The sequence below is a fragment of the Rufibacter ruber genome (assembly GCF_014138425.1).
GTDB classification, from domain to species: Bacteria; Bacteroidota; Bacteroidia; order Cytophagales; family Hymenobacteraceae; genus Nibribacter; species Nibribacter ruber_C.
The window spans coordinates 19,881-35,960 of the sequence record NZ_JACJIQ010000004.1 but is presented as its reverse complement, the minus strand read 5'-3'; the positions used below and the strand labels follow the sequence as shown (position 1 = coordinate 35,960).

Genomic DNA, 16,080 nt, shown 5'->3' with positions numbered 1-16,080 from the left:
GCATGACTTTTTTTTGCGGCTGCAGTGGCAATGCGTGGTCTGTTGTTTCCTTGGCTGGGCTGTTGGACGAGGTGCCTCATAATCATGCTGCTGCAGGGGCAATGCGTAGGCTGTTGTTCCCTTGGCGTTGGCGCTTGATGCGTTGGTTTACTAGCTGCATTGTTTCATGTTTTCCGGTAAGCGCTCACGGCCGCGGGGCCCCGTCCTGCCGGTGAGCACTGCTGTTAAAACTAGGCCCTCCGGCCTTGCCGCTGAAGCGGCACCGTATTAACAGAGGCGCTCACCCCCAGGACTGGTTCAGGTTCCTCTCCTGTTACTGCTTGTGCTGTTATGTCTGCCTCTGCAGGTAACCGTTGTTGTCCCGCTAGCCTATGGCGAGCCCGTGCTGCGCACATCAGCCAGGGGCAGAAGTGCTGTTTTTTTATTGCTGCTTGTTTGTCGCTTTCTCTGGTTCAAGTTTCCTTCGCTGGCGCGAGTCTCCGGACTCGTGCCTACAGATGAGGGCGGTCTCTGGCTGCCCTCACGGCGCGGCGGCGAAACCAGGCATTGCTGCTTCATTCCGGCTAAATTCCCTAAGATGAAAAGAAAGGACTCTGAACTCAAGACTCAGGACTCACTTCGATACTTCCCCCTTGGAAGGGGGCGAAGGGGGATGTTTACACAGGAGGACGCGCATTGCTGAGGTACGGTCACACGGAATATGCCACACGCATCATGCCAGACAACTTCCTTCCCGGGAGGGGCAGGTGGGTTCTTACGATTGGCAAGTTGCTTTTCCAAACCAAGACAAAGTCACACTTTTAACTCACAACTCAAGGCTCAGGACTACCACCAGCCCCCCGTAGTAATGGATTTGCGGGCGTATGAGCCAATTCCTGTTTTCGGCCTGTTTTTCTAAAAATAGCCCCAAAACAGGGGCGCCTATTCTGTTTCTTTCAGCACATAGGTGGCCTCTACGGGGAAATGGTCTGTGAACGCAATCTGGTTGAGCACGTCAAACTGGAGCAGTTCCAGTTGGTCGCTGTAGAAGTGGTTGTCAATGCGCAGGGGCAGCTTGCCGTTGTAGGTGAACCCAAAACCGCTTCCGCCGGCTTCAAAGGCGTTGTTGAGATGACGACGCAGTTGCTGGTAGGTATACGAACTGGGCAAATCGTTGAGGTCGCCGCTAAGCAGAACGGGGTACGGACAGGCTTCTATGTGCTCCAGTAACCGCTGCACCTGACGGCTGCGCGCGATAAAGCCGCCTTTCAACCGACGGGCGATGCTGCGGCCTTTGGTTTTAAGTCCTTCTTCGCTTTCTACGGCGGCGGCCACATCTTTCTCCTCAATGGCCATAGATTCCAGGTGCATATTATAAACCCGCAGCGTGTCTTGGTTAGGCAGCTTCACATCCACAAAAATCACCTGGTTCTTGGTGGGGAACCCGAATTCCACCCGGCCTTTGTCTACAATAGGGAACCGCGAGAAAATAGCCAACCCGAATTCGGCCCCTACCCTATTAATCAGAAATTTATCTACAAATACTTCCCTTCCTTGCTCTTTTCCAATCCGCTTGCGGCTGTTGTAGGTCTTATCTTTTGAATAATGATAGAACTCCTGCAGGCACAAAATATCAGCTGGGTGGTCGGCCACCCATTGAATTTCGCGCTCGGGCAGCTCGGGGTCATCTTTGTGCAGATGCTTGTAGGAGTTGAATACGCGCACATTGTAATTCAACACCTTGATGCGCTGCTGCCCCGGGTCTGGCGCGGCGTCTGGGGTGTTGAGCGTGAAGTAGCGGGTATGCTGCCCCCAGAACACCACCACCAACAGCGCCGGCCAGAGCGCCCACAGCGGGCGGTGCAGCAGCCAGAAAACCCCAAGCACTATATTCAGAACCAGTGCCCCCGGCAGGGACATGGCAATAAACCCGGCCGGCCAGAAATGCTGTGCCGGTATGTACTGGCACAGCACGCCCAGCAAAAGCCACAGGGTTGAAAGTGAGGTGAGAAAGGAGAGGAACTTCTTAAGCATTATGCACTAGGCAGAAAATTAACTGAAGAAGTAAACCTACACAAAAAACCGGAAGCTCTTACAAAAACGTAGGTTCAGGCGCTTTTAAGGCTACTTTTTCAAAAACAGGCTTAAAACAGAGACAGAGCTTTCTCCCGCCGCAGAAAATACCTGACCGGTTGCTCCGTTTTAAACTTGGCAGATGTGCCAAGATTTCGGGAATTAAACATTATTTTTGCATTCTTAACACTTTAACAGTACAGCTATGTTGCTTTCAAATGTTTTGGCGTTCATTGGGAACCTGGGCACCGGGGAAATGGTGGTTTTAGTTTTGATCGTTCTGTTGCTTTTTGGCGCCAAGCGCATTCCAGACCTGGCCCGCGGCTTAGGCAAAGGCATCAGGGAGTTCAAAGACGCCACCAAAGAGATCAAGCACGATATTGAGAACGCGGCCAATGATGACCGCCCGCACAATACCGCAAACCGTAACCAGGGCGGCCCTTACAACCCAAACCCTAATACCAACGGCTACAACCAGCCACAAGGTTACAACAACCCTAACAACGCTCCTTACAACAACAATGAGCCTGTTGTAAACCCTACTACCCCTCATAACCCCAACGTTTAATTCATGCGCTATACATCCCTTGACGCTATCCGGGAGGAGATAGGCCGAGGCTCGCTCTCATGCCGCCAACTGGTGGAGCGTTACCTGCAGAACATTGCAGACAAACGTCACCTCAACGCATTTCTGGAGGTATTTGAAGACGAAGCCCGCCAACAGGCGGAAAAAGTGGATGCCAAACTCCAGGCGGGCACTGCCGGCAAACTGGCGGGCATGGTCATTGGGATCAAAGACGTACTGGCCTACGAGGGCCACACGCTGCAGGCCGCCAGCCAGATCCTGAACGGCTTCAAGTCTCTGTACACGGCTACGGCTGTGCAGCGCCTGCTCGCAGAAGACGCCATCATTATTGGCCGCCAGAACTGTGATGAGTTTGCCATGGGCGGCTCCAATGAGAACTCCTCCTTTGGGCCATCGCTCAATGACATTGACAATACCCGCGTACCGGGCGGTTCCTCGGGTGGTTCGGCGGTAGCCGTACAGGCAGATTTGTGCCTGGCCTCTATTGGCTCAGACACGGGCGGCTCTGTGCGTCAGCCGGCGGCGTATTGCGGCGTGGTGGGCATGAAACCTACTTACTCCCGCATCTCACGCTACGGGCTCATTGCCTATGCGTCATCTTTTGACCAGATTGGGGTGATCACGCAAAGCGTGGAAGACGCCGCCCTTCTGGTAGAAGTAATGGCCGGGGCCGATGAATATGACAGCACCGTGAGCCAGCGCCCTGTTCCCGCCTATAGCCAGGCACCTGTGCCTGACCAGCCTGCCCGCATAGGGTTCATCAGAGATTCTTTTGAGAGCCCAGGTCTTAACCTAGAGGTTAAGCAGGCCGTACAGCGGGTACTGGAGGGGCTGCAGGCCCAAGGACATACTGTTGAGGCCGTAGAATTCCCGTTCCTGGACTACATAGTGCCCACCTATTACATTCTCACCACTGCTGAGGCCAGTTCCAATTTAGGCCGCTATGACGGCGTGCGCTATGGCTACAGAAGTGAGAATGCCACAGACCTGGCGTCTATGTACAAGAAAACCCGCGCCGAAGGCTTTGGCAAGGAGGTACAGCGCCGCATCATGCTGGGCACCTTTGTTTTGAGCGCCGACTATTATGACGCATACTACACCAAGGCGCAGCAGGTACGCCGCCTCATCAAAGAAAAGACAGATGACTTGCTGGCGCAGTATGATTTTCTGATCTTGCCCACCACGCCAACCACCGCTTTCAAGATTGGCGAGAACACCAAAGACCCGCTGGCCATGTACCTGGAGGATATTTACACCGTTCAGGCCAATCTGGCAGGCATTCCGGCTATTTCGTTACCAATTGGGCAAGATGCCGCAGGGCTGCCAATTGGGGTGCAACTGATGACTAAAGCCTTTGGGGAGGAGCAGCTGTTTGCCTTCTCCAGACAACTGATGAACCATCAATCACAAGTAACCGTCTAATGCGCATTTCTACCTTTCTCTCTGGCCTTGTTCTTTCACTGGGTCTATGCCTTTCTGTGCATGCCCGCCAGGCAACCGTCTTACCAGACGCGGCTGCTGCCCCCAAAGACACGACCAAGGTGTTGGTTGACTCAGTGGAGTTTATTCCCGTGGAAACCGATGAACTCATTCAGGACCGCCTGAGCTGTCTGGAGCAGGAGATCCCGCTGGAGTTCAACAAGCACGTGAGAGGGTTGATTGATTATTTCACCATCAGGAACCGCAACTACACCCGGCGTGTGCTGAGCCGCCAGCCACTGTACTTCCCTCTTTTTGAGAAGTACCTGGCCAAGCACAACATGCCAGATGAGTTGAAGTACCTGGCCGTGGTAGAGTCAGCGCTGCTGCCTAAAGCCGTTTCGTCGGCCAAAGCGGTGGGGCTGTGGCAGTTTATGACACCAACGGCCAATGACTTCAAGCTGGTGCAGAACTCGTATCTGGATGAGCGCATGGACCCGGAGAAATCTACTGAGGCCGCCTGCAAGTTCCTGAAACAGCTGTACCGCATGTTTGGCAGTTGGGAAATGGCGCTGGCAGCGTATAACTGCGGCCCGGGCAATGTAAAGAAAGCCATTGCCCGCTCTGGCGGCAAAACTACTTTTTGGGGCATCTACCCGTGGCTGCCCCGCGAGACCCGCAGCTATGTGCCTTCTTTCACGGCCATTGTCTACGCCATGAACCACGCCCCAGACCATAACATTCGGCCTGATTCTTTACAGCAGCCCATTCTGGCAGACACGCTGCTCATCAACCAGTCACTGGACCTGAAGCTTTTGGCCAAGCAGCTGAACCTGCCAGAGAACCAGATCGCTGACTTGAACCCGGCGGTAAAAAAGCAGTACCTGCCAGAGACGGTGCAGAACTTTCCGTTGCGCATTCCGGCCTTCAGCAGGCCCCTGCTAGAGGAAAACCGGCTGGCTATTCTGGACTCGGCACGCCATAGGGTACCGGTGAAGATGACCATGCCGGCGGCGTCTACTATGATTGCCAGGGCGGTAACAGCACCTTCAGACTCGGCTAAAAAAGGGGTGTATGTGGTACAGAGAGGTGACAACCTGACCAAGATTGCGCAGGAGCACCAGGTGACGGTTGCCCAATTGAAAGAATGGAACAGCCTGAAAGGAAATGCGCTTCTTGCCCACCAAAAACTGGTTGTTTTTAAACCTGTTCCGGCAGAGGCCAAAGAAGAAAAAGCCCCAGCGCCAACAGCAGAGGCAACCTTGCTGGCCTCTGCCGAGGAAACGGCCGCGGCTAAAGGAAAAGTGGCAGGCCCTAATGCGGAGGCAACCCCTAAAGAGAATGCGGCCACAGCCTCTGTGGCGGTAAAAAGAGCACCTGCCAGAAAAGCAGAGGTGGCCACCCCGCAGACGATTCACCATGTGCAGCCCGGAGACACGCTCTGGAACATCTCCAAGCGCTATAACAACATTAGCGTAGAGCAGCTTAAAAAAGCGAATAAATTAAAAGGGGACGAACTTAAACCGGGTATGAAGCTTATTGTAGGCTGATATCCCCCCTATTATATGAATGGCATCTCGGGCAAACGTCTGAGATGCTTTTTGTTTTTCTGTTCATTTAAGAAAAACAGGCCAGAAACGCACCACATGGCGCATCTGGCGCTGTTCCCTTTGCTGAATAGGAAAAATCTTACCAACTTGAAATTCTTACCCATTGCCGCCCCTGGTGGCCATGGGCCATTTGACAACAACAGGAGAAAACATGATCAAGATCAACAAGAAAGACGCGCTGAACTACCATAGCCAAGGACAGCCGGGTAAAATTGAGGTGGTTCCCACTAAAATGGTGAGCACCCAGATGGATCTAGCCCTGGCGTATTCCCCCGGCGTGGCCGAGCCTTGTAAAGAAATTGCCGCCAACAAAGATGATGTGTACAAATACACCGCCAAAGGCAACCTGGTGGGCGTGATTTCCAACGGAACCGCTGTTCTTGGGTTAGGGAATATTGGCCCGGAGGCCTCTAAACCCGTGATGGAAGGGAAAGGCGTTCTTTTCAAGAAATTTGCCGGCATTGATGTGTTTGACATTGAGATCAATGAAACAGACCCAGACAAATTCATCCAGATTGTAAAATCACTGGAGCCTACGTTTGGGGGGATCAACCTGGAAGACATCAAAGCCCCTGAAAGCTTCAAGATTGAGAATGCGTTGCGGGAGCAGATGAACATTCCGCTCATGCATGATGACCAGCACGGCACCGCCATCATCTCCAGCGCCGCCTTGCTGAACGCCCTTGAACTGGTGGGCAAAGACATCAAGAAGATTCAGATGGTGATCAATGGGGCCGGGGCTGCTGCCATTGCCTGCGCCAAGCTCTACCTGGCCCTGGGTGTGAACATTGACAACATTGTCATGTTTGACAAAGACGGCATCATCAACCCGGAGCGCAATGATCTGGATATTTACCGCGCCCAGTTTGTGACCATGCGCAAGATCACCACCCTGGCAGAGGCCATGGAAGGCGCTGATGTGTTTGTGGGGCTGAGCGCCGGCAACGTGCTGGACCCAGAGCTGGTGAAAAAGATGGCCGCCAACCCTGTCATTTTCGCCCTGGCCAATCCAGACCCGGAAATTGCGTATGAGGCCGCCATGGCTACCCGTGATGACCTGATCATGGCTACCGGCCGTTCAGACCATCCTAACCAGGTGAACAACGTACTCGGGTTCCCTTACATTTTCAGGGGGGCTTTAGACGTGCGTGCCACTGAGATCAACGAGGCTATGAAACTGGCCGCCGTGTATGCCCTGGCAGAACTGGCCAAAGAGCCGGTGCCCGACATTGTACACAAGGCCTACGGTGACAATACCATCTCCTTCAGCCGCACGTATTTGATCCCCAAACCCCTGGACCCACGCCTGATCACTACGGTGAGCCCTGCCGTGGCGAGAGCGGCCATGGAGACCGGGGTGGCGAAGAACCCAATCAAAAACTGGGAGCGCTACCACCATGACCTGCAGGCCCGCATTGGGATAGACCAGAAACTGATGAACCGGGTGATTACCCAGGCCCGCCAGAACCCCAAGACCGTGGTATTTGCCGAGGCAGACAACTACAAGATCCTTAAGGCGGCAGAGACGGTGCTGGAGCAAAACATGGCCTTCCCTATTCTGCTAGGGGAGAAAGCCCGCATTCAGGAACTGATTGAGGAATTCCATTTAGAACTGGACGGGGTGAAAATTATTGACCCCCGCGAGGAAGACGCCAAGTGTGAGAAATTTGCCCACCTGCTTTACGAGAAGCGCAAGCGCAAAGGCATGACCCTGTTTGACTGCCGCAAGCTGGTGCGCATCAGGAACTACTTTGGCTGCATGATGGTGGAGACCGGCGAGGCCGATGCCCTCATCTCTGGCTTGACCCGTGACTACTCCTCTACCATTAAACCCGCGCTGCAGGTTATTGGCGTGGAAGAAGGCGTGAACAAGGTGGCCGGCATGTACATCATCCAGAACAAAAAAGAGCCTTATTTCTTCTCAGACACCACCGTGAACCTGCAGCCTACCGCAGAGGAACTGGTAGACATCATAGGCCTGACTGCCCGCTACGTACGGTTCTTTGACCGGGTGCCAAGAATTGCGGTGCTGTCCTACTCCAACTTTGGGTCAAGCGCAGGCGTGGTACCTACCAAAACCCGCGAGGCTACCCGTATGGCCAAGCAGCGGTACCCAGACCTGCTCATTGACGGGGAAATGCAGGCCAATACCGCAGTAAACACAGATCTGCTGCGGGAGCACTATCCGTTTAGCGAGCTGGCCAATGAAGGAGCCAACACATTGATCTTCCCGGGGCTGGCCGCCGGTAACATTGCCTATAAACTCCTGCAGGAGATTGGCGGGGCCGAAACCATTGGCCCGGTACTGATGGGCATGCGCAAGCCGGTGCACATTCTGCAGCTGGGCTCCTCTGTGCGGGACATCATCAACATGGTGGCCATTGCGGTGGTAGACGCGCAAACGTGCAAGGCAAAACTCTAAATAGTACCATGCCGTATTGCGTGTAAGACACGCCGTACATATCTTCTTTGTTTCTGTTTTCGGCCTGTTTTCTGAAAAACAGGCCGAAAACAGAAATTTTCAATTAATGCCTGCGCTATAGAACCAAGACTACATGATTGCTTATTTAGATGGCCGCCTTGCCCACAAAGACCCTACATTTGTCATCATTGACGTGGGGGGCGTGGGGTACGAGCTAAGAATTTCCCTTAACACCTTTGGCGCGCTGCCTGAAGGTGAGCGGTGCAAACTTTACACGTACCTGCACATCAAAGAAGACGCCCACACCCTGTACGGGTTTGCCACGCCGGCAGAGAAAAGCGCCTTCCTCCATTTGATCTCCATATCGGGCGTAGGCCCTAATACCGGGCTAATGATTCTGTCTTCCCTCACGGTGGCAGAGGTACAGCAGGCCATTGTACGGGAAGACGTGCGCACCATTCAGCAGGTGAAGGGCATTGGGGCTAAAACGGCCCAGCGCATTATTCTGGAGCTGCGTGACAAGTTCAGAAAAGGCTTGGGACCAGACGCGGTACAGGTCTCTTTTGGGGCACACAATACCGCACGCGAGGAGGCGTTATCAGCACTAGTGACCTTGGGCTTCGCGAAAAACGTGGCCGAAAAAACCTTAGACTCAATCATTAAGCGTGAAGGTGCAGGCCTAAGCGTGGAAGAAATGATTAAATTAGCTCTTAAGTCATCTTAAGTTACTTCCCCTTTTTGTGTTTAACAGAAGAAAGCCTCACATTCTTGCAGCCGCGGTAGGGTTGGTGTTGTTGATGGCTTGGCTCTCACAGGCCAAGCCAATGAAAGTGTCCTTGGCAGGCATGAGTGCCTATTTACTGGCTTCACCGGGTGAACCCGAAGAAACACAGGACACGCTTAAAAACCAGGGGTACATCAAGTCTACCCGCCCTAAAATCAGGTTTGATGACCGCCGCGGTGATCCTTTTTCAAACCGCACTACGCTCTCCCCCCTCCTCTTGCCCCTGCCCTCTAACGTGAAAACGGTGGTAGAGCCAGATGATAGCCTCAAGCGGTTTGAAATTAATGAGCAGATTGGCGGTTTTGATTACCGGGACCCCAGCACCATGACTTTTGAGGAGTACTCCCGCTACCAACAGCGGCAGGCCATCAGAGAATATTGGCGCTCCAAATCTGCGAGCATTGATGAACAGAACCCAGAGTCAACCAGCCGCCGCCTGGTACCCAAGATTGAGTTGGGCGGCCGCACCTTTGACCGTTTGTTTGGCGGCAATACCGTTGACATCAGACCCAATGGTCTAGCCACCTTGAAATTTGGCGCGCTCTTTAATAAGAATGAGAACCCGGCTATCCCGCTGCGGCAGCAGAGCGTGGGGGACTTTGAGTTTGACCAGAGCATTGCCCTGAACATTGACGGACGCATTGGCGAGAAAATGCGCATCACCGCCAACTGGGACACCAAAGCAAATTTTGACTTTGAGAACAACCTCAAGCTGGAATACACCGGCTACCCAGAGGAGATCATCAGAAAAATTGAGGCCGGTAACGTAAGCCTTCCGCTGAACAACTCCCTTATTTCTGGGGGGCAAAACCTGTTCGGCTTAAAGGCACAGCTGCAGTTAGGGCGTTTGTCAGTAACCACCATTGCCGCCAACCAGCGCGGCAGCATTGACCAGATAGACATCCAGAACGGGGCGCAGAACAGGAGGTTTGAGATCAGGGCAGATGAGTATGACGCCAACCGCCACTTCTTCCTGGCCCAGTTTTTCAGGAACCGCTATGACCAGGCCCTGCGCAACTTGCCGCTGGTAAACTCGGGCATTGTGATTCGCCGTCTGGAAGTGTACATTACCAATGACAACCGCTCTACCCAGAATCTGCGCAACGTGGTTGCCTTGATGGACTTGGGCGAACCAGATCCTTACCGCAGCCAGTTTGACAGAAGCCTGCCCAATGGGGCCGGGGCCGGCAACGGCCAGAACAGCCTCTATGGAGCCCTTTCTGCCCGTAACAACAATCAGGTAGATAATTTTTTAGAGGGCCTGGGCCTAAGGAAAACCGTTGACTTTGAACGGGTACGGGCGCGTAGGCTGGAGCAGAATGAATACAAGTTCAACCCACAACTGGGCTATATCTCTTTAAATGCCGCCCTGCTCCCAGAACAGGTGCTGGGGGTGGCGTTTGAATATACCTTGAATGGGCGAACGTACAAAGTTGGGGAACTACAGGAAGACTATACCAATGTGGCAGAAGACCAGGTGATCTTCCTGAAACTGCTACGGGCCACCAACCCGGCGGTGAACCTGCCCACATGGGACCTGATGATGAAAAACGTCTATGCCCTGAATGCCAACCAGATTGACCGCCAGAACTTCCAGCTCAACGTGGTTTACAAAGATGACGAGACCGGGGGCGATTTAACCAGCTTACAGGATGAGTCCCGCATCAAGGGAATTCCGCTGGTGCAGGTGTTTAACCTGGATAACGTCAATACCAACAATGACCGCCCGGCAGACGGCAACTTTGACTTTTTGCCCGGTATCACCATAGACCCTGAGAACGGGCGCATGTATTTTCCGGTGGTAGAACCTTTTGGCTCCTTCCTCAGAACACAGTTCACCTCTCCGGCAGAAGACCGCTTTATCAATAAATATGTGTTTCAGGAGCTGTATGACTCCATACAGACAGATGCCCAGCAATTTTCACAAAAGAATAAGTTCTTTTTGACCGGCCGTTACCAAGCCTCCAGCACAGATGAGATTACCTTACCCGGCATTAGGATAGCAGAAGGGTCAGTGGCTGTTTACTCCGGCGGAACCCGGCTGGTAGAGGGCCAGGATTACCAGGTCTTTTATGATCTGGGCCGGGTGAAGATCCTGAACCCCAGCTACCTGAGCAGTGCCAGCAACCTGCGCATCACCTTTGAGAAGGCAGACATCCTCAACGTGCAGCCCCGCACCCTGCTGGGCGCCCGCTTTGACTATAAAGTAGACAATGACCTGATTCTGGGGGCCACGGTACTGAGCCAGGGCGAGCGGCCGTTTATTAACCGGGTAAGCATTGGCGATGACCCCAGCAACAACACCGTCTATGGTTTTGATGTAAACTACCGGCGTGACTCCCGCCTGCTAACCCGCCTCACAGACAAGCTCCCGTTCTTAGACACCAAAGTACCGTCTACCGTCACGCTGGGGGCTGAGTTTGCGCAGCTGGTGCCCCAAAAAACCAAGTTTGAGGGCGAAGACGGCGTGGCGTACATTGATGATTTTGAAAACGCCAAAACTCCTTACTCCCTGGGCGGGTTTAACACCAACGCCTGGCGCGTTTCTGCCACCCCGGCCCCCCTTATCAACGGAGCGACCGGGCTGGCCTACGCCTATAACAGAGCAAAACTGGCCTGGTACACCATTGACCAGATCTATTACACCGCTAACAACCTCAGACCGTCAAACATCACCAAATCTGAGCTGGAGAACCATTATGTACGCGGGGTGCAGCGCCGGGAGATCTTCCCTAACCGTGATCCGGAAACCAACAATACCTTTGAGTACACCTTTGACCTGGCCTATTACCCTACTGAGCGTGGTCAGTACAACTACAGCCCAAACGTGAGCCCAGACGGGCAGTTCCTGACCACTACCCCCAGAAACCACTGGGCAGGGATTAGCCGCGAAATCTCGTTTGACAACAACTTTGACAACGCCAACATTGAATATCTGGAATTCTGGATGATGGATCCTTTCATCAAAGGCGAACGCGGCAGAAGAATCATCACCGGTGAAGATGACGCCCAAAACAGCCTTGATGAGAATGGTAAGCTGGTCTTCAACTTAGGAAATATCTCAGAAGACCTGCTCAAAGACCAGCGGTACGCCTTTGAAAATGGCCTTCCGGTAGACGGGAACCTCCAGGCACTGGAGCAGACAGAGTGGGGCTACGTTACCAGAAGCCAGTTTCTGACAGACGCGTTTGACAACCAGTCAGGCTCACGCCAGTTCCAGGACATAGGTCTGGACGGCTTGAATGACTCAGATGAGCAGGCATTCTTCCGCAACCTGCACGGGGGCCAATACGGGGCGTTTAGTGACCCGTCTGCTGATAATTTCCGGCATCACCTGGACGGGGACTATGACGCCCGCAACGTGGGGGTGCTGGGCCGGTATAAGAACTTCAACGGCATGCAGGGCAACTCGCCGGTCAACAGCAACCTGTCTTCTTATGCTTACCCAGATAAAGAGGACCTGAACAAAGACAACGTCATAAGCGACCTGGAGCAGTACTATGAGTACGGGATTGATCTTCGGCCTAGCCGAATGCAGGTGGGCGACAACTACATTGTAGACAAGGTTGACTCTACAGATCCCAACGGTCAACGGTACAGCTGGTACCAGTTCCGGATACCGGTACGCAAGCCAACGGGCAATGTCAACAACATGCAAGGCTTCAAGTCTATCCGGTTCATGCGTATGTACATGACCCAGTTTGAGAAACCGGTGGTCCTGCGTTTTGTGCAGATGCAGTTTGTAGCCAACCAGTGGCGTACGTATAACACCATTTTGAACGAAGGCGGCCCCTGTAGAGATTGCGAGTCTGACGCAGACAATTTCAACGTTTCTACCGTGAGTATTGAAGAAAACGGCGAGGTAGATGCCGGTACCATTCCGTACGTGGTGCCACCTGGGGTTGAGCGGCAGCGGGATTACGCCTCTGCCAACAACCGTAGACAGAATGAGCAGTCCCTGCAATTGTGTGTGGAGAACCTGCAGGATTCTTTCAGCAAGGCAGTGTACAAGAATGTGTCACAGGACATGCTCATCTACAAACGCCTGAAGATGTACATTCACGCCCAGAGCCCCAGCGGCACCCAGGACGGTGAGATGATGGCCTTTATCAGAATTGGCACAGACTTCACCCAAAACTACTACGAGTATTCCATTCCGCTCAAGATCACCCCGCCTGGCAGCAGTGATCCTTATCAGATCTGGTTTGAGGAGAACCAGATTGACGTGGCGTTTGATGATTTTGTTCGGGCCAAGTCAGAACGCAACAAAGCGGGCGTACCGTTGAACCAGGTATTTGAAACCCTGGTGAATGGAAAAATCATGCGGGTAAGGGGTAACCCAGACTTTAGTGATGTGCAAAGCATCATGATTGGGCTTCAGAACCCTTCTTCAGCAGACCGGGCCTCCCATTCTGTCTGCCTGTGGGTCAACGAGCTGCGGGTGTCAGACTTTGACCGCACCGGCGGTTGGGCCGCTACTGCCCGGGCCAATGTGAAACTTGCAGACTTTGCCAATATTACCGCCACCGGCAGCCACACTACGGTAGGTTTTGGCGGCATTCAGGAGCGGGCCACCCAGCTTACCCGGGAGAACACCAGCCAGTTTGACGTCACCGCCAACATTGCCGCAGAGAAACTGCTGCCCTCTAAACTGGGGCTGGTAGTACCGCTCTCCGTTCAGTACGGGACCACGGTGGCAGAGCCTAAGTATGACCCGCTAGACCGGGACACGCCGCTGGATCTGTCAATGGAGAAGTTTGACAATGAGTCAGAACGGGATGCCTACCGGAAGGAAGTCGTCAGTCAGACCACCACCAAGAGCATTAACCTGCTGAACGTGCGCAAAGAAAAGACCAACCCAGAGGAGAAGAGCAAGCTCTATGACATAGAGAACTTCTCAGTGTCTTATGCCTACAGTGAAGTCTTGCATACAGACATTGTCACAGACCGCAATTTCTCAAAATCATATACCGGGGGCATTGCCTACACCTTTAACAACACACCTAAGAGTTACACACCGTTTGCCAATGCCAAAGCACTGCAGTCACCGTACCTGCGCTGGCTGAAGGAGTTCAACTTCACGCTGCTGCCCAGCCGGGTGGCCGTGCGGGCAGATCTGGACCGCCGCTACAATGAGACGTTTCTGCAGGGGCGGGTTTCCCCGTATGAATTGCCAGACACGGCGGGGTATAGGCCTACCTTTCAGAAATCATTCTTCTTTAACCGGATCTATGATGTGAAGTGGGATCTGACCAAGAGCCTGACCTTAGACTACACCGCCACCAACCGCGCTGTGGTAGACGAACCAGACGGGCGTATCAATGATGATGTAGACTCCCTGCGCTGGAAAACAGATGAGATCTGGCACAACCTGCGCCGTTTTGGGCGTAACACCAACTTTGACCAGACCATTGCCCTCACCTACCGCCTGCCGCTAGACAAGTTCCCGCTCACCGACTTCCTGAGCGGTGACGCCCGCTACCAGGCTGGCTACCGGTGGACCTCAGCGTCTACGGCTTTGAGCAACAATGACACCCTGCGCCTGGGGAACACCATTGAGAACAGCACAGAGACCAGCCTGAGCGGAAAAGTTGACCTGGTGCGGCTTTACAACAAGGTCAAATTCCTGAAAGCGGTGAATGACGCCGCCCCCAATCCGGGAATCCGGCAGCAGAATACACGCACGGGGGCCAGGCCCAATGCCACCGCGGCGGCAGACACAACCCGGCAGCGGGAGAACAAAATCCTGAAGGGCGTGCTACGCACGCTAATGTCAGCCAGGTCTGTGAACTTTACTTTTGCCCAAACCCAGGGAACGTTGCTGCCGGGCTTCCTGCCCACGGCCCAGAACTTTGGGTTGGCAGACGGCTTTGGGGCACCGGGCCTGGCCTTCGTGCTGGGCAAGCAGTATGAGCTGGATGACCTTTACAACCGGGCCAACCGGGAAGGCTGGTACACAGACAGCAGCCAATACCTGAACACGCCTTTGTCTTCCCTCAACAGCATTAACCTTACCGGGAGGGCTACCATTGAACCGTTCAGGAACTTCATCATCACCTTAGACGCGGCCATGAACAAATCTGAGATTGAAGAAGTGTTCTACCGCCGTGACTCAGCATTGGCGGTGCAGCGCCAGAACCCTTTCACCACAGGTTCTTACCGTGTGTCTTTCATTGCGGTTCAGACCATGTTTGAGGGCGGCTCTGGCACCTATTCTAAAGTATTTGATGACTTTATCAGGTACCGGGCCGAGGTGGCCGCCCGCCTGAACGCGGCCAATCCGTCGCCGGGGGTGTACGGGCTAAACTCACAGGATGTCCTGATTCCGGCGTTCCTGAACGCGTACCAGGGCAAAGACATAAGCGGGTACAAAGCCAAACCGAACAAACCGTTTGATGCCATTCCGCTGCCCAACTGGAACATAGTGTACAACGGGCTGTCGCAGCTGCCGTTCTTCCAGAAGTACTTCAGCTCGTTTACCCTGAACCACGCCTACCAGTCAAACTACACGGTGGCTAACTTCAGCACGGCGCTGGACTACAATTTCGCACCCAACGGCTTCCCTGACCAGGTGAGTGACAAGGGCGAAGTGATCCCGTACTATGTGATCAGCCAGGTGGCTATTACAGAGAGCATGTCTCCGTTGATTGGGGTAAACTTCAGGACCAAGAGCCAGATCACCGGCCGCGTGGAATACAAGACCCAGCGCAACCTGCTCCTGAACATGACCAACGCCCAGATCACCGAGAACGGCATCAAAGACATTGTAGTAGGTATTGGCTACAGCGCCACCAACTTCAAGCTGCCGTTCAAGATTGGCGGCAAGCGCACCCTGGAGAATGAGCTGACCATGCGCCTGGACTTCACCATCAGAGACAACGAGACCATTCAGCGCACCATTGCCGTAGACAACAACGGGCAGGAGTACCAGAACAACCTCACCACCGCCGGTGCCCTGCAGATGCAGTTGCGGCCCACCATTGATTATGTGGTGAGCCAGCGTCTGAACCTGCAGTTCTACTTCACCCAGAACATCAATGAGCCTAAGGTGGCCAACTCCTTTAGAAATACCGTGACAGAGGGCGGCGTGCAGCTGCGGTTCAGCCTGTCTGACTAGCCTTTCTGTTTTTAGAGCTTGTTCAAATGTTGGTTTTGCAGTAGGGAAATGGGAGCAAAGTCAGGTTCTTTTAATGCCATTTTGTAGCGC

7 protein-coding genes are annotated in these 16,080 nt (G+C 53.7%); 6 read left to right on the top strand and 1 reads right to left on the bottom strand.

Annotated elements, in window-relative coordinates:
- Positions 1-921: 921 nt before the first annotated feature.
- Positions 922-2,013: an endonuclease/exonuclease/phosphatase family protein gene (locus tag FHS90_RS05805; RefSeq protein WP_182512334.1), complete on the bottom strand. Its 1,092-nt coding sequence runs from the start codon at positions 2,011-2,013 to the stop codon at positions 922-924.
- A 244-nt stretch (positions 2,014-2,257) separates the two neighbouring features.
- Between FHS90_RS05805 and FHS90_RS22835 the strand changes: the two genes are divergently transcribed.
- From FHS90_RS22835 to sov, 6 genes are all read left to right on the top strand, one after another.
- Positions 2,258-2,620 (top strand): Sec-independent protein translocase subunit TatA/TatB, encoded by a 363-nt coding sequence (locus FHS90_RS22835; RefSeq protein ID WP_082893592.1) that lies wholly within the window; start codon positions 2,258-2,260, stop codon positions 2,618-2,620.
- Between the two features lie 3 nt (positions 2,621-2,623).
- Complete coding sequence (gatA, locus tag FHS90_RS05795; RefSeq protein WP_066835019.1) at positions 2,624-4,060, top strand: Asp-tRNA(Asn)/Glu-tRNA(Gln) amidotransferase subunit GatA; 1,437 nt, start codon at positions 2,624-2,626, stop codon at positions 4,058-4,060.
- A complete protein-coding gene (locus FHS90_RS05790; protein ID WP_182512333.1) occupies positions 4,060-5,607 on the top strand; it encodes a lytic transglycosylase domain-containing protein in 1,548 nt (515 codons plus the stop codon). The genes gatA and FHS90_RS05790 overlap by 1 nt, the downstream gene beginning before the upstream one ends.
- A 211-nt stretch (positions 5,608-5,818) precedes the next feature.
- Positions 5,819-8,089, top strand: a complete 2,271-nt coding sequence (locus FHS90_RS05785; RefSeq protein ID WP_182512332.1) for an NADP-dependent malic enzyme — start codon at positions 5,819-5,821, stop codon at positions 8,087-8,089.
- 133 nt (positions 8,090-8,222) lie between these two features.
- On the top strand, positions 8,223-8,813 hold the full coding sequence (gene ruvA, locus FHS90_RS05780; protein WP_066838287.1) for a Holliday junction branch migration protein RuvA: 591 nt from the start codon (positions 8,223-8,225) through the stop codon (positions 8,811-8,813).
- 121 nt (positions 8,814-8,934) lie between these two features.
- The gene (gene sov / locus FHS90_RS05775) at positions 8,935-15,990 is read left to right on the top strand and encodes a T9SS outer membrane translocon Sov/SprA (protein WP_246386719.1); all 7,056 of its coding nucleotides are present in this window, start codon (positions 8,935-8,937) and stop codon (positions 15,988-15,990) included.
- Positions 15,991-16,080: the final 90 nt, after the last annotated feature.